The sequence below is a fragment of the Enterobacter sp. Taxon_8 genome (genome assembly GCF_058354585.1).
The window spans coordinates 4,556,162-4,576,253 of the sequence record NZ_CM177989.1; the positions used below are offsets into that span (position 1 = coordinate 4,556,162).

19 protein-coding genes are annotated in these 20,092 nt (G+C 55.4%); 9 read left to right on the top strand and 10 right to left on the bottom strand.

The window, feature by feature from the left end; all coding sequences use genetic code 11:
- Nucleotides 1-32 precede the first annotated feature (32 nt).
- The 8 genes from glmU to AC4IBF_RS21720 all read left to right on the top strand — a co-directional run bounded on the left by glmU (nucleotide 33) and on the right by AC4IBF_RS21720 (nucleotide 9,682).
- Nucleotides 33-1,403: a bifunctional UDP-N-acetylglucosamine diphosphorylase/glucosamine-1-phosphate N-acetyltransferase GlmU gene (gene glmU / locus AC4IBF_RS21685; protein ID WP_115876777.1), complete on the top strand. Its 1,371-nt coding sequence runs from the start codon at nucleotides 33-35 to the stop codon at nucleotides 1,401-1,403.
- A 226-nt stretch (nucleotides 1,404-1,629) separates the two neighbouring features.
- The gene (glmS, locus tag AC4IBF_RS21690; RefSeq protein WP_048990817.1) at nucleotides 1,630-3,459 is read left to right on the top strand and encodes a glutamine--fructose-6-phosphate transaminase (isomerizing); all 1,830 of its coding nucleotides are present in this window, start codon (nucleotides 1,630-1,632) and stop codon (nucleotides 3,457-3,459) included.
- A 321-nt stretch (nucleotides 3,460-3,780) separates the two neighbouring features.
- Nucleotides 3,781-4,821 carry a phosphate ABC transporter substrate-binding protein PstS gene (gene pstS / locus AC4IBF_RS21695; RefSeq protein WP_008500186.1) on the top strand — a complete coding sequence of 347 codons (1,041 nt, stop codon included), beginning with the start codon at nucleotides 3,781-3,783 and terminating at the stop codon, nucleotides 4,819-4,821.
- A 128-nt stretch (nucleotides 4,822-4,949) separates the two neighbouring features.
- Complete coding sequence (gene pstC, locus AC4IBF_RS21700; RefSeq protein ID WP_023309793.1) at nucleotides 4,950-5,909, top strand: phosphate ABC transporter permease PstC; 960 nt, start codon at nucleotides 4,950-4,952, stop codon at nucleotides 5,907-5,909.
- Entirely contained in the window at nucleotides 5,909-6,799 is an 891-nt protein-coding gene (gene pstA, locus AC4IBF_RS21705) for a phosphate ABC transporter permease PstA (RefSeq protein WP_111964235.1), read from the top strand. Before pstC ends, pstA begins: the two co-directional genes overlap by 1 nt.
- Before the next feature lie 47 nt (nucleotides 6,800-6,846).
- Complete coding sequence (pstB, locus tag AC4IBF_RS21710; RefSeq protein WP_008500183.1) at nucleotides 6,847-7,620, top strand: phosphate ABC transporter ATP-binding protein PstB; 774 nt, start codon at nucleotides 6,847-6,849, stop codon at nucleotides 7,618-7,620.
- Nucleotides 7,621-7,646: 26 nt separating this feature from the next.
- Nucleotides 7,647-8,372 (top strand): phosphate signaling complex protein PhoU, encoded by a 726-nt coding sequence (gene phoU, locus AC4IBF_RS21715; RefSeq protein ID WP_008500182.1) that lies wholly within the window; start codon nucleotides 7,647-7,649, stop codon nucleotides 8,370-8,372.
- Between the two features lie 161 nt (nucleotides 8,373-8,533).
- Complete coding sequence (locus AC4IBF_RS21720) at nucleotides 8,534-9,682, top strand: alpha/beta hydrolase-fold protein (RefSeq protein ID WP_348942530.1); 1,149 nt, start codon at nucleotides 8,534-8,536, stop codon at nucleotides 9,680-9,682.
- A gap of 31 nt (nucleotides 9,683-9,713) precedes the next feature.
- On the opposite strand, the gene yieH is transcribed toward AC4IBF_RS21720, so the two are convergent.
- The gene (gene yieH / locus AC4IBF_RS21725; RefSeq protein WP_136195846.1) at nucleotides 9,714-10,379 is read right to left on the bottom strand and encodes a 6-phosphogluconate phosphatase; all 666 of its coding nucleotides are present in this window, start codon (nucleotides 10,377-10,379) and stop codon (nucleotides 9,714-9,716) included.
- Between the two features lie 165 nt (nucleotides 10,380-10,544).
- Between yieH and adeP the strand changes: the two genes are divergently transcribed.
- Nucleotides 10,545-11,882, top strand: a complete 1,338-nt coding sequence (adeP, locus tag AC4IBF_RS21730; protein WP_145974506.1) for an adenine permease AdeP — start codon at nucleotides 10,545-10,547, stop codon at nucleotides 11,880-11,882.
- A 91-nt stretch (nucleotides 11,883-11,973) separates the two neighbouring features.
- On the opposite strand, the gene AC4IBF_RS21735 is transcribed toward adeP, so the two are convergent.
- The 9 genes from AC4IBF_RS21735 to rpmH form a co-directional block, all read right to left on the bottom strand.
- Entirely contained in the window at nucleotides 11,974-12,540 is a 567-nt protein-coding gene (locus AC4IBF_RS21735) for an NADPH-dependent FMN reductase (RefSeq protein ID WP_045372098.1), read from the bottom strand.
- Between the two features lie 36 nt (nucleotides 12,541-12,576).
- Nucleotides 12,577-13,323: a 4'-phosphopantetheinyl transferase family protein gene (locus tag AC4IBF_RS21740; RefSeq protein ID WP_133295381.1), complete on the bottom strand. Its 747-nt coding sequence runs from the start codon at nucleotides 13,321-13,323 to the stop codon at nucleotides 12,577-12,579.
- A gap of 122 nt (nucleotides 13,324-13,445) precedes the next feature.
- On the bottom strand, nucleotides 13,446-14,417 hold the full coding sequence (gene yidZ, locus AC4IBF_RS21745) for an HTH-type transcriptional regulator YidZ (RefSeq protein WP_111964239.1): 972 nt from the start codon (nucleotides 14,415-14,417) through the stop codon (nucleotides 13,446-13,448).
- Nucleotides 14,386-15,561, bottom strand: a complete 1,176-nt coding sequence (locus AC4IBF_RS21750) for an MFS transporter (protein ID WP_133295382.1) — start codon at nucleotides 15,559-15,561, stop codon at nucleotides 14,386-14,388. Before AC4IBF_RS21750 ends, yidZ begins: the two co-directional genes overlap by 32 nt.
- A gap of 111 nt (nucleotides 15,562-15,672) precedes the next feature.
- Nucleotides 15,673-17,037 (bottom strand): tRNA uridine-5-carboxymethylaminomethyl(34) synthesis GTPase MnmE, encoded by a 1,365-nt coding sequence (gene mnmE / locus AC4IBF_RS21755; RefSeq protein WP_115876770.1) that lies wholly within the window; start codon nucleotides 17,035-17,037, stop codon nucleotides 15,673-15,675.
- Between the two features lie 72 nt (nucleotides 17,038-17,109).
- On the bottom strand, nucleotides 17,110-18,753 hold the full coding sequence (yidC, locus tag AC4IBF_RS21760; protein ID WP_115876769.1) for a membrane protein insertase YidC: 1,644 nt from the start codon (nucleotides 18,751-18,753) through the stop codon (nucleotides 17,110-17,112).
- Between the two features lie 2 nt (nucleotides 18,754-18,755).
- The gene (gene yidD / locus AC4IBF_RS21765) at nucleotides 18,756-19,013 is read right to left on the bottom strand and encodes a membrane protein insertion efficiency factor YidD (protein ID WP_001307474.1); all 258 of its coding nucleotides are present in this window, start codon (nucleotides 19,011-19,013) and stop codon (nucleotides 18,756-18,758) included.
- Nucleotides 18,977-19,336: a ribonuclease P protein component gene (rnpA, locus tag AC4IBF_RS21770; RefSeq protein WP_032640303.1), complete on the bottom strand. Its 360-nt coding sequence runs from the start codon at nucleotides 19,334-19,336 to the stop codon at nucleotides 18,977-18,979. The genes yidD and rnpA overlap by 37 nt, the downstream gene beginning before the upstream one ends.
- A 16-nt stretch (nucleotides 19,337-19,352) precedes the next feature.
- Complete coding sequence (gene rpmH / locus AC4IBF_RS21775; RefSeq protein WP_000831330.1) at nucleotides 19,353-19,493, bottom strand: 50S ribosomal protein L34; 141 nt, start codon at nucleotides 19,491-19,493, stop codon at nucleotides 19,353-19,355.
- Between the last annotated feature and the right edge of the window lie 599 nt (nucleotides 19,494-20,092).

A 20,092-nucleotide genomic window follows, 5' to 3' on the forward strand; every position in this document is an offset into this window, starting at 1 on the left:
TACTTCACACTCAAACTACCGTCAGGATGCGTATGTCAAACAGTGCGATGAGCGTGGTGATCCTTGCCGCAGGCAAAGGGACCCGCATGTATTCCGATCTGCCTAAAGTGCTTCACACGCTTGCTGGAAAGCCAATGGTGCAGCATGTCATTGATGCAGCGAATGAACTGGGTGCCAATCAGGTCCACCTGGTCTACGGCCACGGCGGCGATCTTCTTAAAAAGACGCTGAGCGACGACAAGCTCAACTGGGTGCTTCAGGCTGAACAGCTGGGCACAGGTCATGCGATGCAGCAGGCAGCACCGTTCTTTGCGGATGACGAAGACATTTTGATGCTCTACGGCGATGTCCCGCTGATCTCCGTTGAAACCCTGACTCGCCTGCGTGAAGCCAAACCGCAGGGCGGCATCGGTTTATTAACCGTCGTGCTGGACGATCCAACCGGTTATGGCCGTATCACCCGTGAAAACGGTAACGTCACGGGTATTGTTGAGCACAAAGATGCCAGCGATGAACAGCGCCAGATTCAGGAGATCAACACCGGTATCCTGATTGCCAATGGCGCGGATATGAAGCGCTGGCTGTCCAGACTCGACAACAACAACGCGCAGGGTGAATTCTACATCACCGACATCATTGCGATGGCGTATCAGGAAGGACGTGAGATTGCGGCGGTTCATCCGGCGCGTATTAGCGAAACCGAAGGGGTGAATAACCGCCTTCAGCTTTCCCGTCTGGAGCGTGTTTATCAGTCCGAGCAGGCTGAAAAACTGCTTCTGGCAGGTGTGATGCTGCGCGATCCGGCGCGTTTCGATCTGCGTGGTTCGTTATCTCACGGTCGTGACGTTGAAATTGATACTAACGTTATCCTCGAGGGTAACGTGACGCTGGGTAACCGCGTCAAAATCGGTGCCGGCTGTGTGATTAAAAACAGCATCATCGGTGACGACTGCGAAATCAGCCCGTACAGCGTGGTGGAAGATGCCCGTCTTGACGTGGCCTGTACCATCGGCCCGTTTGCGCGCCTGCGCCCGGGCGCAGAGCTGCTGGAAGGCGCTCACGTGGGTAACTTCGTGGAAATGAAAAAAGCGCGTCTGGGTAAAGGCTCGAAAGCCGGTCATCTGACCTATCTGGGCGACGCGGAAATTGGCAATAACGTGAATATTGGTGCAGGGACCATAACCTGTAATTATGACGGCGCGAATAAGTTTAAAACCATCATTGGTGATGATGTGTTCGTGGGCTCCGATACGCAGCTGGTGGCGCCTGTTACCGTGGGTAACGGGGTGACCATTGCAGCCGGAACAACCGTAACGCGCGATGTGGCCGAGAACGAGCTGGTGTTAAGCCGCGTTCCGCAGGTCAGCAAACAGGGCTGGAAACGTCCGGTGAAGAAAAAGTAACGGATTTACCCCTCTCCCCAAAGGAGAGAGGGGATCGTTCGGTGCGGTGTTTTTCTCCCTCGCCCCTTTGGGGAGAGGGCCGGGGTGAGGGGATAATATAATCCTCCCCCCACAAGCAGTACCCATAAAAATAACCCCACTCTCTACAAGGCTCGGGGCGCCCGGAAAGGGCAAATACAGGTCAGCGACAACGCAGGCATAATGCCTAAATTCGGAATCTAAAATTATGTGTGGAATTGTTGGCGCAGTTGCGCAGCGTGATATTGCTGAAATCCTTCTCGAAGGTTTACGTCGTCTGGAATACCGTGGTTACGACTCTGCCGGTCTGGCTGTCGTCGATGCAGAAGGTCATATGACCCGTCTGCGTCGTCTCGGTAAAGTGCAGATGCTGGCCCAGGCCGCGGAAGAACATCCGCTGCACGGGGGAACCGGTATTGCGCACACCCGCTGGGCGACGCACGGCGAACCGTCTGAAGGCAACGCGCACCCGCATGTGTCTGAACACATCGTGGTGGTGCACAACGGCATTATCGAAAACCACGAACCGCTGCGCGAAGAACTGAAAGCGCGCGGCTACACTTTCGTCTCAGAAACTGACACCGAAGTGATTGCTCACCTGGTGCACTGGGAGCTGGAGCAGGGCGGTACACTGCGTGATGCGGTGCTCCGTGCTATCCCTCAGCTGCGCGGTGCGTACGGTACGGTGATCATGGATTCCCGCGATCCGTCAACGCTTCTGGCCGCGCGTTCCGGTAGCCCGATGGTTATCGGTCTGGGCATGGGTGAAAACTTTATCGCCTCTGACCAGCTGGCGCTCCTGCCGGTTACCCGTCGCTTTATCTTCCTCGAAGAGGGTGATATCGCGGAAGTGACCCGTCGCAGCGTGACCGTCTTCGATACTAAAGGCGAGCAGGTGAAGCGTCAGGAGATCGAATCGAATCTGCAGTACGACGCGGGCGACAAAGGCGCTTACCGTCACTATATGCAGAAAGAGATTTACGAGCAGCCAAACGCCATCAAAAACACCCTGACCGGGCGCATTAGCCACGGTGAAGTGGATCTGAGCGAGCTGGGCGCAAACGCGAACGAACTGCTCAGCAAGGTCGAGCATATTCAGATCGTGGCCTGCGGCACCTCCTACAACTCCGGTATGGTTTCTCGCTACTGGTTTGAATCCCTGGCGGGCGTGCCGTGCGATGTGGAAATCGCGTCTGAATTCCGCTATCGCAAATCTGCGGTGCGTCGTAACAGCCTGATGATAACCCTTTCCCAGTCCGGCGAAACGGCGGATACGCTCGCAGCGCTGCGTCTGTCTAAAGAGCTGGGCTACCTGGGCTCTCTGGCCATCTGTAACGTCCCGGGCTCCTCGCTGGTGCGTGAATCCGATCTGGCGCTGATGACTAAAGCGGGCACCGAAATCGGCGTGGCTTCAACCAAAGCGTTTACCACGCAGCTGACCGTTCTGCTGATGCTGGTGGCGAAGCTTGCGCGTCTGAAAGGTGAAGATGCGTCCGTTGAGCATGACATCGTTCATGGTCTGCAGGCGCTGCCAAGCCGTATTGAGCAGATGCTGTCTCAGGACAAACGCATCGAAGCGCTGGCGGAAGATTTCTCTGACAAACATCACGCCCTGTTCCTGGGTCGTGGCGATCAGTATCCGATTGCGCTGGAAGGCGCACTGAAGCTTAAAGAGATCTCCTACATCCACGCGGAAGCCTATGCGGCAGGCGAGCTGAAACACGGCCCGCTGGCGCTGATTGACGCGGATATGCCGGTCATCGTTGTGGCACCTAACAACGAACTGCTGGAAAAACTGAAATCTAACATCGAAGAAGTGCGTGCCCGTGGGGGTGTTCTGTACGTCTTCGCCGACAAAGATGCCGGTTTTGTCAGCAACGACAACATGCACATCATCGAGATGCCGCATGTGGAAGAGGTGATTGCACCGATCTTCTATACCGTTCCGCTGCAGCTGCTGGCTTACCATGTGGCGCTGATCAAAGGCACCGACGTTGACCAGCCGCGTAACCTGGCGAAATCAGTTACCGTAGAATAATCCCTTCAGGCTCCACCCTCGGGTGGAGCTTTTTTATCCCGCCCGGTTTGTTTTTAATCAATCCTGTCTCGTTTTTAATAATGACAATTTGTCATCTTCAGCTACTTTTTTCAGTGTCACATAAAGAAAATATTTCTGAAAACGTATTGTCATAAAAGTGGCTAACACGATGAAAATTAAGCTTTATTGTGTGGTATTTTAAGTTAAATTTTCATTGTCATAAAACTGTCATAATTCGTACATTTATCTGTCACCTGTTTGTCCTATTTTGCTCATCGTAGCCACTAAACAACGATTTATGAAAATCTTGCAGGAGACATTATGAAAGTTATGCGTACCACTGTCGCAACTGTTGTCGCCGCGACCTTATCTCTGAGCGCGTTCTCTGTATTTGCAGAAGCAAGCCTGACTGGCGCTGGTGCAACCTTCCCTGCGCCGGTGTATGCCAAATGGGCGGATACCTACCAGAAAGAAACCGGTAACAAGGTTAACTATCAGGGTATCGGCTCCTCCGGTGGCGTGAAACAAATTACCGCGAACACGGTTGATTTCGGCGCATCTGACGCTCCGCTGTCTGATGATAAGCTGGCTCAGGAAGGCCTGTTCCAGTTCCCTACCGTGATCGGTGGCGTGGTCCTGGCGATCAACCTGCCGGGCGTGAAGTCGGGCGAGCTGGTGCTGGACGGCAAAACGCTGGGTGACATCTACCTGGGCAAAATCAAAAAATGGGATGACGAAGCGATCGCTAAGCTCAACCCAGGCCTGAAGCTGCCTTCTCAGAACATCGCCGTGGTTCGCCGCGCGGATGGTTCCGGTACGTCTTTCGTGTTCACCAGCTACCTGGCGAAAGTGAACGAAGAGTGGAAATCTAAAGTCGGCTCCGGCTCAACCGTTAACTGGCCTACCGGTCTGGGCGGTAAAGGTAACGACGGTATCGCCGCGTTCGTACAACGTCTGCCTGGCTCCATCGGCTACGTAGAGTATGCGTACGCGAAGCAGAATAACCTGTCCTACACCAAACTGGTGTCTGCAGACGGCAAACCGGTTAGCCCGACCGAAGAGAACTTTGCTAACGCTGCCAAAGGCGCTGACTGGAGCAAATCCTTCGCTCAGGATCTGACTAACCAGAAGGGCGAAGGTGCATGGCCAATCACCTCTACCACCTTCATCCTGGTGCACAAAGAGCAGAAGAAACCTGAGCAGGGCGCTGAAGTGCTGAAGTTCTTCGACTGGGCATACAAAAACGGCGGCAAACAGGCTAACGCTCTGGATTACGCCACCCTGCCGGACAACGTAGTTGAGCAGATTCGTGCTGCATGGAAAACCAACGTGAAAGACAGCAGCGGTAAAGCGCTGTACTAACAGGATATATTTAACGAAGATGGCGGGTGGCGCTGAGCTTGCCCGCCCTACGGTTTAAGCTGTAGGCCCGGTAAGCGTCAGCGCCACCGGGCATATTCGTAAAAACGTCTCAAACAGAAGAGTAATTTATGGCTGCAACCAAGCCTGCATTTAACCCTCCGGGTAAAAAAGGTGACATGATTTTCAGCGCGCTGGTCAAACTGGCTGCGCTGATTGTGCTATTGCTGCTGGGCGGCATTATCGTGTCTCTGATTTTCTCCTCATGGCCGAGCATCCAGAAATTCGGTTTCTCCTTCCTGTGGACCAAAGAGTGGGACGCGCCGAACGACATCTACGGTGCTCTGGTGCCTATTTACGGCACGCTGGTAACCTCGTTCATCGCCCTGCTGATTGCGGTTCCGGTAAGCTTTGGTATTGCCCTGTTCCTGACGGAGCTGGCGCCAGGCTGGCTGCGTCGTCCGCTGGGGATTGCCATCGAACTGCTGGCAGCTATTCCGAGTATCGTCTACGGCATGTGGGGCCTGTTCATCTTTGCCCCGCTGTTCGCTACATATTTCCAGGAACCGGTGGGTAATGTCCTTTCTGCCATTCCGTTTGTGGGGGCCCTGTTCTCTGGCCCGGCTTTCGGTATCGGCATTCTGGCGGCAGGTGTGATCCTCGCCATCATGATAATTCCGTACATTGCGGCGGTCATGCGTGATGTGTTCGAACAAACGCCGGTGATGATGAAAGAGTCGGCCTACGGCATCGGCTGCACCACCTGGGAAGTAATCTGGCGCATTGTCCTTCCGTTCACGAAAAATGGGGTGATCGGGGGCGTGATGCTGGGCTTAGGTCGTGCGCTGGGTGAAACCATGGCGGTCACCTTTATCATCGGTAACACCTACCAGCTCGACAGCGCGTCGCTCTACATGCCGGGTAACAGTATTACCTCGGCGCTGGCGAATGAATTTGCGGAAGCGGAATCCGGGCTGCACGTGGCGGCGCTGATGGAGCTGGGTCTGATTCTGTTCGTTATTACCTTCATTGTTCTGGCGATTTCCAAGCTGATGATTATGCGTCTCGCTAAAAATGAGGGAGCACGCTAATGGCCACTCTCGAAATGCAAGCAACTGCTGAACTGGCGGAATCCCGCCGCAAAATGCAGGCCAGACGCCGCATGAAAAACCGCATTGCCCTAACGCTCTCAATGGCGACGATGGCATTCGGCCTGTTCTGGCTGGTCTGGATCCTCTTCTCGACAATCGTTCGTGGGATTGACGGAATGTCACTCTCGCTGTTCACCGAAATGACGCCGCCGCCGAACACGGCGGGCGGTGGCCTGGCGAATGCGCTGGCCGGCAGCGGGTTGCTGATCCTCTGGGCAACGGTATTCGGCACGCCGCTGGGCATCATGGCGGGGATTTACCTGGCAGAATACGGTCGTAAATCCTGGCTGGCGGAAGTGATTCGCTTCATTAACGATATTTTGCTGTCAGCCCCGTCTATCGTGGTGGGTCTGTTCGTTTACACCGTTGTTGTGGCGCAGATGGAACACTTCTCCGGCTGGGCGGGTGTGATTGCCCTGGCGCTGCTGCAGGTGCCGATTGTGATTCGAACCACCGAGAACATGCTGAAACTGGTGCCGGACAGCCTGCGTGAAGCGGCTTATGCACTGGGTACGCCGAAATGGAAGATGATCTCTGCAATTACGCTGAAGGCGTCCGTATCCGGGATCATGACCGGTATCCTGCTGGCGGTTGCGCGTATCGCGGGTGAAACTGCGCCGCTGCTGTTTACGTCCCTCTCCAACCAGTTCTGGAGCACGGACATGATGCAGCCGATCGCCAACCTGCCGGTGACGATCTTTAAATTTGCGATGAGCCCATTCGCGGAATGGCAGCAGCTGGCCTGGGCCGGGGTGCTGATCATTACCCTTTGCGTACTGTTGCTGAACATTCTGGCGCGCGTCATTTTCGCGAAGAAGAAACACGGTTAATTTTTTACGGCGCGGCAGCTCGCGGCGCCGAATGAGGAAATGAGTCAATGAGTATGGTTGATACTGCCCCGGGTAAGATTCAGGTTCGTGATTTGAACTTCTACTACGGCAAATTCCATGCCCTGAAGAACATCAACCTGGATATCGCTAAGAACCAGGTCACGGCATTTATCGGTCCATCCGGCTGTGGGAAATCCACGCTGCTGCGTACCTTTAACAAAATGTATTCGCTCTATCCGGAGCAGCGCGCTGAAGGGGAAATCATCCTCGATGGCGAAAATATTCTGACCCAGGCTCAGGATATCGCCCTGCTGCGCGCCAAAGTGGGGATGGTGTTCCAGAAACCCACGCCGTTCCCGATGTCCATTTATGACAACATCGCCTTTGGCGTTCGCCTGTTTGAAAAGCTCTCCCGCGCCGATATGGACGAGCGCGTGCAGTGGGCTTTGACCAAGGCCGCATTATGGAACGAAACCAAAGATAAGTTGCACCAGAGCGGTTACTCTCTCTCCGGTGGTCAGCAGCAGCGTCTGTGCATTGCGCGCGGTATTGCGATTCGCCCGGAAGTGTTGCTGCTGGATGAGCCGTGTTCAGCGCTGGACCCGATCTCAACCGGTCGTATTGAAGAACTGATCACCGAGCTGAAGCAGGATTACACCGTGGTTATCGTGACCCATAACATGCAGCAGGCTGCACGTTGCTCCGATCACACGGCGTTTATGTACCTGGGTGAATTGATTGAGTTCAGCAACACGGACGATCTCTTCACTAAGCCCGCGAAGAAACAAACCGAAGATTATATTACTGGCCGCTACGGTTGATTTGCCTTAGTGCATGTGGAGAAACCATGGACAACCTCAATCTTAATAAACACATTTCCGGCCAGTTCAACGCAGAGCTGGAAAGCATTCGCACCCAGGTGATGACCATGGGCGGTATGGTCGAGCAGCAGCTTTCTGATGCGATTACGGCGATGCACAACCAGGACAGCGAGCTGGCGAAACGCGTCATTGAAGGCGACAAAAACGTCAACATGATGGAAGTCGCTATCGACGAGGCCTGCGTGCGCATTATCGCGAAACGTCAGCCGACGGCGAGCGACCTGCGTCTGGTGATGGCCATTATCAAAACCATCGCCGAGCTGGAACGTATTGGTGACGTTGCGGATAAAATCTGCCGCACCGCGCTGGAGAAGTTCTCTCAGCAGCACCAGCCGCTGCTGGTCAGCCTGGAGTCGCTGGGCCGCCACACCGTGCAGATGCTTCATGACGTGCTGGATGCCTTTGCGCGAATGGATCTTGACGAAGCGGTGCGTATCTACCGTGAAGATAAAAAGGTCGATCAGGAGTATGAAGGCATCGTGCGTCAGCTGATGACTTACATGATGGAAGATTCCCGTACGATCCCAAGCGTACTGACCGCCCTGTTCTGCGCGCGCTCCATCGAGCGTATCGGCGACCGCTGCCAGAACATTTGCGAATACATTTTCTACTTCGTGAAAGGTCAGGACTTCCGTCACGTGGGCGGCGACGAGCTGGATAAGCTGCTGGCGGGTAAAGATCCGAAAGAGTAATCCTGTCATCTGATAACAACGCCGGTACTCACCGGCGTTGTTATTTCTAGTGTAATCACAATTTTCCCCTTCATCCGTTGCCTGACGTTCGAAACGCGCTAACGTGAGACGAAAAAAACAGCAAAGGATGAGATATGAAAAATTCATTAGCGTGCCTGGCGATGGCCATCAGCATCGGGATCGGTACTGGAACAGACGTTATTGCCGCACCGTTGCCGGTCACACCTGACCAGACTACCCCGGTCAGCCACTATGTGACCCAGGTTAATGCGGATAAAAGCATTACGTTTCGCCTGTTTGCACCCGGTGCAACGCGAGTCTCCGTGGTGACGGGGTCAATGCCTGAAAGCCAGGTTTCCCATGATATGACGAAAGAGAAAAATGGCGTCTGGTCATGGAAAAGCGAGCCGATGGCCCCGAATCTCTACGAATATTATTTCGACGTCGATGGTTTCCGTTCAGTCGACACGGGAAGCCGCTATCAAAAACCTCAGCGGCAGGTGAATACCAGCCTGATTCTGGTTCCGGGCAGTATTCTCGACGATCGTCCTGTACCGCATGGCGATCTGACGACCCTGACCTGGCACTCGCCGTCGCTCAGGTCAGAGCGCCGCGTCTATGTATGGACTCCCCCTGGCTACAACGGCACAGGGGAACCCTTACCGGTTCTCTACTTCTACCATGGTTTTGGCGATACCGGGCTCTCGGCCATCGACCAGGGCCGTCTGCCGCAAATCATGGATAACCTGATGGCCGAGGGGAAAATCAAACCGATGCTGGTGGTGGTACCCGACACCGAGACGGAGAGCGCTGAGGCCATCCCCGAGAACTTCCCACCGGCAGAACGACGGAAGTCTTTCTATCCGCTTAATGCGAAAGCCGCAGACCGTGAACTGATGAGCGAGATTATTCCGCTGGTGGATACACGCTTCAACGTGCGTAAAGATGCGGCCGGCCGGGCACTGGCGGGATTGTCACAGGGCGGTTATCAGGCGCTGGTCTCCGGTATGAACCATATGGACAGCTTCGGCTGGCTGGGAACGTTCAGCGGCGTTACCACGACAACCGTGCCTGACGAAGGCGTGGCCGCACGCTTTAAGCAGCCTGAGGCCATTAACCGGCAGCTGCATAACTTCACCGTCGTTGTGGGAGAGCGCGATTCGGTGACCGGCAAAGATATCGCCGGTCTGAAAGCGGAGCTGGAAAAACAGGGCATCAAATTCGACTATAAGATGTACCCCGGTCTGAATCACGAAATGGACGTCTGGCGTCCGGCCTATGCAGAGTTTGTTCAAAAGCTCTTCAGATAAACCTGTCGCCCTCCCTGAAGGGAGGGGCGGCTTAGCGCGTAATATCCCACCCGCGAGCCTTCCACAGCGCGGGTAGCTGCGCCAGATCGGTAAAGGTCGTGACTTTTGGATGATCGATCGGCTTGTTGTGCGGGTCGGCGCAGAAGTAAAACACCTCCATTCCCGCATCAATCCCCGACTGCGCACCCGCAGACGAGTCATCCACCAGAATGCAGTTCTCTACGTTAACGTTCATCGCTTTTGCCGCATGGAACATCAGCGCCGGGTCCGGCTTCCAGCGCTGGATATCGTAGCCGCTGAACAGTTTTTCCGGGAAGTGGTGCAGCATCTCAAGCTTGCCCAGCGAGTGCTGCATTTTGCTGACCGGACCGTTGGAGACCACGCAGATCGGCACCGTCATGGCATCCAGCAGCGCGTTTGCGCCCGGAATCACCTCCAGCTCCGAATCGAACAGGCGTGCAACCTCGGCGCGGTACACCGGTTCCAGTGCCGCCTTCTCAAGAACGACGCCGTGTTCTTCGTTAATGATGTCGATGATCTCGTAGAGCTTCACGCCCTTAAAGCGTTTAAACACCTCTTCGAGTTCCAGAGTAATGCCAAACTCCTGGAACATGGTGACATACGCGCGGGAACAAATGACCTCACTGTCGACCAGCGTACCGTCGCAGTCGAAAAATACCGCTTCAATTCCGGACATGCCTTTCCCTTTTAACAAGTTTAACGTTTACGTACGGCGGTTCACCGGGACGCAATCGTTGCCGTATAAGCAAAATCAATGAAAAAAGTATCACGTAACCGCCACTATTGTCGCATTTTGGTATAGGATAGCGACGAATTTTCCCTCCTTGTTCGGAAATTGATGATGAGTCAACAACACACTACCCAGACATCTGGTCAGGGTCTGCTTGAGCGCGTTTTTAAACTGCGCGAGCACGGCACAACGGCACGCACCGAAGTGATCGCTGGTTTCACCACCTTCCTGACGATGGTCTATATCGTTTTTGTGAACCCACAAATTCTGGGCGTTGCTGGCATGGATACCAGCGCCGTCTTTGTAACCACCTGCCTGATCGCCGCCCTTGGCAGCATTCTGATGGGTGTATTCGCTAACCTGCCAGTTGCATTGGCACCGGCGATGGGCCTGAATGCGTTCTTCGCGTTCGTGGTTGTTCAGGCGATGGGGCTACCTTGGCAGGTGGGCATGGGCGCTATCTTCTGGGGCGCGGTTGGCCTGCTGCTGCTGACCATTTTCCGCGTACGTTACTGGATGATTGCAAACATTCCCGTGAGCCTGCGCGTGGGCATTACCAGCGGTATCGGTCTGTTCATCGGTATGATGGGGCTGAAAAACGCCGGCGTTATCGTGGCGAACCCGGATACGCTGGTGAGCATCGGTCACCTGACCTCGCATAACGTGCTGCTTGGCGTGCTGGGCTTTTTTATCATCGCGATCCTCGCTTCCCGCAATATTCACGCGGCAGTGCTGGTGTCCATCGTGGTGACCACGCTGCTGGGCTGGATGCTGGGCGACGTTCACTATAACGGCATCGTTTCCGCTCCACCGAGCGTTTCTACCGTTGTTGGTCATGTTGATCTGGCGGGTTCCCTGAACCTGGGCCTGGCGGGCGTGATTTTCTCCTTCATGCTGGTGAACCTGTTCGACTCCTCCGGTACGCTGATCGGCGTGACTGACAAAGCGGGTCTGGCAGATGAGAAAGGCAAATTCCCGCGCATGAAGCAGGCGCTGTTTGTGGACAGTATCTCCTCCGTGACCGGCTCATTTATCGGGACCTCGTCTGTTACCGCTTACATTGAATCCTCTTCCGGCGTGTCCGTGGGCGGCCGTACCGGCCTGACGGCGGTTGTGGTGGGTATTCTGTTCCTGCTGGTGATCTTCCTCTCGCCACTGGCGGGCATGGTGCCTCCGTACGCGGCGGCCGGCGCGCTGATCTATGTGGGGGTGCTGATGACCTCCAGCCTGTCTCGCGTGAAGTGGGATGATTTAACCGAAGCGGTGCCGGCGTTTATTACCGCCGTGATGATGCCGTTCAGCTTCTCGATTACCGAAGGTATCGCGCTGGGCTTTATCTCTTACTGCGTAATGAAGATCGGTACCGGCCGCTTCCGCGACCTCAGCCCTTGCGTCATCATTGTGGCGCTGCTGTTTGTGCTGAAGATTGTGTTTATAGACGCGCACTAAGGTGCGGTTTGTGGTGTCAGGTGGCGCTTCGCTTACCTGACCTACTGACGAGTGTAGGCCCGGTAAGCGCTAGCGCCACCGGGCTTTTTTATCAGGCTTTTACCCGCTTAATATAATCCCCGAACGCCGTCAGCTGGCCAGAGAGATGGTCGCGCGTGCTCTGATCTACCACTTCACCCGTTTGCGGGTCGACTTTGTTCTGAATCACACCACCCATAAATTCCGGCTTGTTCATCACCATCGCATCCAGGAAGACCAGGATCTGACGCAGATGATACTGGCAGCGAGCGCCGCCAATCGCGCCCATTGAGCTGGTCTGGATCAGCACCGGTTTGCCTGACAGAGGCTGTTCAGGTAAACGGGACAGCCAGTCGATGGCATTCTTCAGGCCACCCGGAACCGAGTAGTTATATTCCGGCGTGACGATGACCACGCCGTCAGCCTGGCGGATCTGCTCTGCCAGCGCCTCGACGCTCTGCGGGAACCCTTCTTCCTGCTGGACGTCCGCATCATACAGCGGAATATCGCCAATAGACGGCAGGGCGCTAATTTCCATACCTGCCGGTGCCAGCTGTGGCAGCGTGCGGGCAACCATCCCGTTAAATGAACCTTTGCGCAGGCTTCCCAGTAACGTAACTATTTTCAACGTATCAGACATGATTACTCCTGTTTCATCATGATGACCCTGATTGGATCAGCTAAGGGTGAATACTTTTTCTGCCGGTAAACTGGTTAAACGCATCAGGCGTGCGGCGGGCTCGTTGGCGCGCTCGGGCACATCAGGAAGGCTACGCCATCCCTGTTGACTGTCAAATTCCCAGATTTTCATGCGTTCAATGGCAGGGGTAACCGCAATGGACCAAATGAGCACATCCTCTGCGTCACTGAGTGCCTCCACCAGCGTGGCCTGGGCGGCACGCAGACGTCCGGAGCCAGGCAACAGCTGCAGCAGGCTGGCGTCGTCTGAGGCGCATCCGCAGAGCTTACGAATGCTCTGGCGCAGGGTAATGAGCTGGGCTCGGGCTTCGACAGGATCGTTCTGGTTGCGTACCCACAGCTTCTCATTGCTGGAGAGCGGATAGTCTTCATGTGCGTTACCGCCATGGAAGCTGCGCGTTGCGCGCTGAAGTTCCATATCGAGCCCACAATCCCCTTCGGTGGTCAGCGCGACGCCAATGATATTGCCCGCGTAGGCAATCGAAAAACGAGGGAGATCCGGGTCGACAAAGACCGGGCGGCCTTCGGGTTGGGTAATGATGTCCGGCAGCTCGCTGGTGCCGTACAGCATAAACAGCAGTTCTGCGAGAAGTGCTCTGGACGCTAAAAACCGCGTCCTCCGGTGTTCCGGGAGATCGAGTGCTTCACGGTGACAGGCTGAAGAAATTCTTGCCGATACGAGACGTCCTTCCGTAAGTATCCCTCTTGCAAAGTGCGTAGCCATTTTTCGCTCCTTGATAATGGTCGTAATCGGTTAAACGGTTACATGATTATCGCTTAACTTGACTCCTGTTTTAATCAGTAAATGGGAGTAAGAGAAGCCTCAGGACCGAACTTTACATTTTCTTAGGCAAAAATTGGATCGCTCGCACCGTACAGCGCCTTGATGGTTTCCCGCAACCATAAAATTTTCGGATTATGGCTGTTCCGTTTATGCCAGATCAGCGTGAAGGGAACGGTGAGCTTTTCAGCCTGCGCTTCGTCAATGGGAATAGGAAGCGCGATCAGCTTCCGCTGGTGGAGTTCATTGTAGTGATGGCAGTAATGCGGAGCCGTGGCGATATAGTTATGACCGGGCTGTGCTGCCATAAACATCGACTGCTCAAAGCCCGGCACGCTCATGGCAATGTTTCTCTCCCGACCCATCTCCTTTAGCACTTCGTCCAGTGCCCAGGTGTCGCTGCGTTCCCAGAAGATACTGATGTGCGGGTAGCGCAGAAAGGTCTCGAGGTTCCATTCATCCTGTAGCGCGGGGTGATCCTCACGCAGATACACGCACGGACGGTCGCTGAACAGGATCTCATAGTCGATGAACCACGGCATTAGCTTCAGCAATTCACGCGATCGCGGGTGCGTTTCGCGTCCGGTGAATCCCAGGTCCACCTCTCCACGCGTAATGGCGTCCAGAGAGTCGTAATCCCAGTGGCGCATTTTCACCGTAGCCTGCGGATAGCGCTGGTTCACCTGCTCCAGCAGGGCATTGAAGCGGATCAGCATCAACGGCGTTTCCGCGGCCAGCACGAACGTCAGCCCGCCCGGAGAATCATGGTGGAATTTATCGAGGATCTGGTTGCCGATTTGCATCCAGTCAGCCAGATCCTGCTCAAGACTCACCGTCAGCGGCGTCGGCAGCAGCCCTAGCGGCGTTTTAACAAACAGCGGGTCCTCGAACCAGTCGCGCAGCTTGGCCAGCGATTTGCTCACCGCCGACGGCGTCACGTTCATCCGCTTTGCCGCTTTGGTGACGCTGCGCTCCTGCAGCAAAAGCTGCAGGCACAGCAACAGGTTAAGATCGAGACTGCTGATGGGCTTCTTCATAGTGCGCCGCGGGCTGGATGACCATAAGTAAGGTAATGCAGAGTATGCTACAGCCAATCAGAACCCCGATCAGCATATTCAGCGCGTTAAGCCCGATGACCGCCGCCAGCCAAATCCACAGCGACGAGCCGCAGACCTGCGCGATCCCCAGTACCGAGCTTGCCACGCCTGCCCGCAGCGAAAATGGGCCAAGCGCCTGGCTCATCGCTACGCCAAAGCCAACCGAGAACCCGGCACAAATCAGCGTAATACCCGCCAGCATGACCGCATGTGAGCTGGTGGTCGCCAGGATCGCGCCGGCGGCGAGGAATAAAACCTGTGAGGTCAGCATCAATGTGCGCTGGCTGAAAACATTTAGCGCAAACGGCGTCGAAAACGAAACGGCCATACTGACCATCGCGGTTAATGCCATCACCGTTGAATACTGACCGCGATCGAAGCCCATGGTCTCCATCAGCAAAACCGGGGAAACGTTTACATAGGTCAGGATCACCGCCACGCTTAACGTGGTCACGGCCAGACGGCTAAGGAAAAAGCGGTTGATGAGCCTCTCTGCCGGGTGAATGGTTGCGGTATGGCCGGTATTCTGCGAGCCCGGGTGGGTCTCTTTCAGCACGGCAATTGACAGGACAAACACCAGCACGCCCATCGCCGCCATGGTCCAGAACAGGCTCTGCCAGGGGAATTTCAGCATGATGAGATAGCCCACAACCGGGGCCAGCACCGGGATGATGCAGGTAATGCCGTTCATCATCGACAGCACTTTGGCGCGACGCTGGGCGCTTAAGGTGTCGCGCAAAATGGCAAACGCCACCACGTAGCAACCGCCCGCCCCGATGCCCTGGATAAAGCGCCCGGTCAGAAACACGGTGCTGTTTTGCGCCTGTGAGCAGAGAAGGGACGCCAGGGCAAAAACGATGGCACCGGAGATAGCGACAGGCTGACGGCCTGCCTTATCCGCGATCTTCCCCGCAAACACCATCGACGACGCCATCCCCGCGAGGTAGGCCGAAAACGCGATGTGCAGCTGCGCTTCGCTGGCGCCCAGATCGCGGGCGATATGCGGTAATCCCACCAGATACATATCAATGCCTGACGGATAAAGCAGAACTAAAGCGAAACTACAAAACAGAAAACGCGCCATAAACCCCCCATAGATGAAGGCATGCAGGATAGGGGGTGAAAAGGGATTAGGCGAGTTGCCATTTGGACAATGGTGATTTCCCAGGAGGAAATCACCATAGATTAGCGGGAATTATTTACCAATACAGAAGCTTGAGAAGATCCGTCCCAGCAAATCGTCCGAGGTAAACTCCCCGGTGATCTCGCTCAGATTCTGCTGCGCCAGACGCAGCTCTTCCGCCAGCAGTTCACCCGCCCACGCGCCGATCAGCTGCGCTTTACCCTGGACAAGGTGGTTAGCCGCCTCTTCCAGCGCCTGCAGGTGACGGCGACGCGCCAGGAAGCCGCCTTCCATGCTGGTGTCAAAGCCCATGCTCTGCTTGAGATGATTGCGCAGGTCGTCCACGCCCTCACCGGTACGCGCCGACAGGCGGATTAGTGAGTGACCATTCACATCGCTGATGCCCAGCGTTTCGCCAGTCACGTCTGCCTTATTACGTACCACGGTGATCGGCAGTTTGGTCGGCAGGCGGGCAATAAAGTCCGGCCAGATCTCTGCCGGGTCAACGGCGTCGGTCGTGGTGCCGTCCACCATAAACAGCACGCGGTCGGCCTGCTCGATCTCCTGCCAGGCGCGTTCGATACCGATGCGCTCAACCTCGTCGCTGGCATCGCGCAGACCGGCGGTGTCGATGATGTGCAGAGGCATGCCGTCGATGTGGATGTGCTCGCGCAGTACGTCGCGAGTGGTGCCGGCAATGTCGGTTACGATTGCCGCTTCACGGCCCGCCAGGGCGTTCAGCAGGCTCGATTTCCCGGCGTTAGGGCGTCCGGCAATCACCACCTTCATCCCTTCGCGCAGCAGGCTGCCCTGGCGCGCTTCGGCGCGAACGGCGTCGAGATCGCTCATCACCTGGTTGAGCTGGGCTTCGATTTTACCGTCAGAGAGGAAGTCGATCTCCTCATCAGGGAAGTCGATAGCCGCTTCCACGTAGATGCGCAGGTGAGTAAGTGCTTCCACAAGGTGATTCACACGCGCGGAGAATGCCCCCTGCAGCGAGTTCAGGGCGGAGCGGGCCGCCTGTTCAGAACTGGCGTCGATCAGGTCAGCAATGGCCTCAGCCTGCGCCAGGTCGAGCTTGTCGTTGAGGAAGGCACGTTCGGAGAACTCGCCCGGCTTGGCAATGCGCAGGCCCGGCAGGGTCAGAATACGTTTTAACAGCAGGTCGAGGATAACCGGGCCGCCGTGGCCTTGAAGCTCGAGCACGTCTTCGCCGGTGAAGGAGTTAGGGCCGGGGAACCACAGCGCAATGCCCTGGTCCAGCGGCGTGCCGTCGGTATCTTTAAACGGCAGGTAATCAGCGTAGCGCGGCTTTGGCAGTTTACCCAGCACCGCTTCGGCCACCTCGCGCGCCTTCAGGCCGGAGATGCGCAGAATGCCTACACCACCGCGTCCCGGTGGGGTTGCCTGGGCGACGATAGTGTCGTTATGGCTCATGGTTGGTCTCGTTCAATACAAATAAAAAAGGCGGTCAATCGACCGCCCTTATTTTAGCGTTAACTTACCGAATCAGGACTTTTTCTTTTCGCGGCTATGCAGGCCACGTTTTTCCAGACCACGGTAAATCAGCTGCTGCTGGATAATGGTCACCAGGTTGCTGACGATATAGTACAGCACCAGACCTGACGGGAACCACAGGAAGAACACGGTGAAGATGACCGGCATAAAGGTCATGATCTTCTGCTGCATCGGGTCGGTCACGGTGGTCGGCGACATCTTCTGAATGAAGAACATCGTCACGCCCATCAGGATCGGCAGGATGTAGTACGGGTCCTGTGCGGACAGGTCATGGATCCACAGAGCGAACGGCGCGTGGCGCAGCTCAACGGAACCCATCAGCATGTAGTACAGCGCAAGGAAGATTGGCATCTGAATCAGCAGCGGGAAGCAGCCGCCCAGTGGGTTCACTTTCTCTGCTTTGTACAGGGCCATCATTTCCTGGCTCTGACGCTGTTTGTCATCGCCCAGACGCTCACGCATTGCCTGAATCTTCGGCTGCAGCATGCGCATCTTCGCCATGGAGGTGTACTGCGCTTTAGTCAGCGGGTACATGATGCCACGAACGATGAAGGTGATAACGATGATGGAGAAGCCCCAGTTACCCAGGAAGCTGTGGATGAACTTCAGCAGCTTAAACAGCGGCTGAGAGATGAACCACAACCAACCGTAATCCACGGTCAGATCCAGGTGCGGCGCAACAGCGGCCATTTTGTCCTGAATTTCCGGGCCGACCCACAGGGTGCTTGCCAGCTTACCGGTTTGACCCGGCTGTACCAGAACCGGCTGAGATTTGTAGCCGATGGCTGCAATACCGTTGCCCAGGTTCGCGGTATAGAAGTTGTTGGTACCGTCGTTATTTGGCACCCACGCAGTGGCGAAATACTGCTGCAGCATTGCCACCCAACCGCCTTTAGCGCTGACGTTCAGGTTTTCGTTATCGGCAATGGTGTCGAATTTGTATTTCTCATACTTCGCGTCTGGCGTGGAGTACGCCGCGCCACGGAAGGTATGCAGCGCAAAGTTGCTGCTTCCGGTGTCACGGTGAGACGGCAGATTGATGGACTGCTTCAGCTGACCGAAGGTGGACAGTTCCAGCGGTTTCGCACTGGCGTTCTGTACGCTGTAGCCCACGTTCACCGCATACTCACCGCGCTTCAGGGTGAAGGTTTTGGTGAAGGTGTTGCCTGCGGCGTCGGTATAGGTCATCGGGATAACGAGTTCGTTCTGGCCATCAGCCAGCACAAAGGTGTCATTCTCGACGGTATACAGTGGACGCGCACCGTTAGCCGGGTTATCCGGGCCATCACGACCGGTCAGGCCGCTCTGCGCCTGGTAGATAAACTCAGGCGTGGTTTCCAGTAACTGGAACGGTTCGTTAGACTTCAGCTCTTTCGGGTAGGTCAACAGCAGCGCCTGCTCAACATCACCACCACGGGTGTTGATTGTCAGCTCAAGCACATCGGTCTTAACCGTAATCTGTTTCCCCTGGCCACTGGCCGGTACGCCCTGGTCGGCGGCGCTACCCGCTGCGGTGGTCGTAGTCTGCGTGGTCTGCTGCTGGGGTTGAGGATTTTTATCCTGCTCCCATGCCTGCCAGATCATGAAAGACACGAACAACAAAGCGATGATAAGAAGATTGCGTTGCGAATCCATCGTTAGTGTTCTCTGGTATCAAAGGGTCCTGGAGGGACGGGGTCGTCTCCACCGGGGTGTAAAGGGTGGCATTTTAATACGCGTTTCACCGTCAACCAACTGCCTTTTATCACTCCAAACCTGCGCAATGCCTCAATTCCGTAGCTTGAGCATGTTGGTGTGAAACGGCAGTGCGGCCCGAGTAGCGGACTAATCAGGCGTTGATAGACCCGAATGAGGGCTATCAGGACCCGTGAGCCAGGCGACAGTGGCGGCGCCATAATTTTTCCAACGCTTCCGAGAGAGCACGGTTATCGAGGTCGGCAACCCCCTTTTTAGCCACCACCACGAAATCCATTGAAGGCAGTTCGTGCTGACGTAAACGGAAGCTTTCACGCGTCAGACGTTTAATCCGATTGCGTTCATGCGCACGCTTAACATTTTTCTTGGCGACTGTGAGACCGATGCGGGGATGCCCCAGCGAATTTTGGCGGCCGAGGATGGTGATTTGCGGCGTGCCAGCCCGTAGTGGCTGCTGGAAGACGAAAGTGAAATGAGCGGGAGTTAACAAACGTAACTCCCTGGGAAATGCTAGCTTAACCACTCAGGGGTTAGCTTTATTACTTGGAAACGGTCAGACGAGCGCGGCCTTTAGCACGACGACGTGCCAGAACCTGACGACCATTTTTAGTAGCCATACGAGCACGGAAGCCGTGAGAACGGTTGCGCTTCAGTACAGACGGTTGAAAAGTGCGTTTCATGGCGATTTCTACCTAAACTTGAATAAATTCACTGACTTTTGCGTATACCCGAACGAGTTTCGAACGACTAACGCCTCAGCGTGGGTGATTAAAGAGGCCGGATTGTAATAATTGTACACTCCGGAGTCAATTCTCTTTCCTTATTTCCCGCGTATTTCCGCACGTTTTCGCGTGGAAAATGAGCAACGGACGACGCAGGAAGATGAGCATCACGCGCCGGGTCGAGGATTATACGGGCTCACCGACAAAGCGCAAGGATCGTCCCGGATCTTCGTTAGATCATTTAAGCAATAAATTGTCTGTGCTCATTAATTTTTCCAATATGCGGACTAAATCGCGGGGCACTCACGCCAGGATCGTTTACACTTACCCGGTTCTGGATCTTCCTGTGGATAAATTGGGAAGAATCTGTGAGAAACAGAAGATCTCTGGCTCAGTTTAGGCTATGATCCGCGGTCCCGATCGGGATCCCAGGATCCTGGTCAGGATAAATTGCAGATAGCAATTCGCACGTCCCCCTTTACACAGGGTCATGTCGATGTGCGCCAACAATCATGAATATTCAATAGTTTTCTTTTATTGTTCGAGTGGAGTCCGCC

Excerpts from the sequence above, each read along its gene's own strand:
- rpmH (WP_000831330.1), bottom strand. The coding sequence starts at position 19,493 with ATGAAACGCACTTTTCAACCGTCTGTACTGAAGCGCAACCGTTCTCAC.
- pstC (WP_023309793.1), top strand. The coding sequence starts at position 4,950 with ATGGCTGCAACCAAGCCTGCATTTAACCCTCCGGGTAAAAAAGGTGAC.
- glmS (WP_048990817.1), top strand. The coding sequence starts at position 1,630 with ATGTGTGGAATTGTTGGCGCAGTTGCGCAGCGTGATATTGCTGAAATC.
- AC4IBF_RS21750 (WP_133295382.1), bottom strand. The coding sequence starts at position 15,561 with ATGGCGCGTTTTCTGTTTTGTAGTTTCGCTTTAGTTCTGCTTTATCCG.
- yidC (WP_115876769.1), bottom strand. The coding sequence starts at position 18,753 with ATGGATTCGCAACGCAATCTTCTTATCATCGCTTTGTTGTTCGTGTCT.
- phoU (WP_008500182.1), top strand. The coding sequence starts at position 7,647 with ATGGACAACCTCAATCTTAATAAACACATTTCCGGCCAGTTCAACGCA.
- pstB (WP_008500183.1), top strand. The coding sequence starts at position 6,847 with ATGAGTATGGTTGATACTGCCCCGGGTAAGATTCAGGTTCGTGATTTG.
- adeP (WP_145974506.1), top strand. The coding sequence starts at position 10,545 with ATGAGTCAACAACACACTACCCAGACATCTGGTCAGGGTCTGCTTGAG.
- yidZ (WP_111964239.1), bottom strand. The coding sequence starts at position 14,417 with ATGAAGAAGCCCATCAGCAGTCTCGATCTTAACCTGTTGCTGTGCCTG.
- yieH (WP_136195846.1), bottom strand. The coding sequence starts at position 10,379 with ATGTCCGGAATTGAAGCGGTATTTTTCGACTGCGACGGTACGCTGGTC.
- AC4IBF_RS21740 (WP_133295381.1), bottom strand. The coding sequence starts at position 13,323 with ATGGCTACGCACTTTGCAAGAGGGATACTTACGGAAGGACGTCTCGTA.
- glmU (WP_115876777.1), top strand. The coding sequence starts at position 33 with ATGTCAAACAGTGCGATGAGCGTGGTGATCCTTGCCGCAGGCAAAGGG.
- pstS (WP_008500186.1), top strand. The coding sequence starts at position 3,781 with ATGAAAGTTATGCGTACCACTGTCGCAACTGTTGTCGCCGCGACCTTA.
- AC4IBF_RS21735 (WP_045372098.1), bottom strand. The coding sequence starts at position 12,540 with ATGTCTGATACGTTGAAAATAGTTACGTTACTGGGAAGCCTGCGCAAA.
- pstA (WP_111964235.1), top strand. The coding sequence starts at position 5,909 with ATGGCCACTCTCGAAATGCAAGCAACTGCTGAACTGGCGGAATCCCGC.
- yidD (WP_001307474.1), bottom strand. The coding sequence starts at position 19,013 with ATGGCGCCGCCACTGTCGCCTGGCTCACGGGTCCTGATAGCCCTCATT.
- mnmE (WP_115876770.1), bottom strand. The coding sequence starts at position 17,037 with ATGAGCCATAACGACACTATCGTCGCCCAGGCAACCCCACCGGGACGC.
- AC4IBF_RS21720 (WP_348942530.1), top strand. The coding sequence starts at position 8,534 with ATGGCCATCAGCATCGGGATCGGTACTGGAACAGACGTTATTGCCGCA.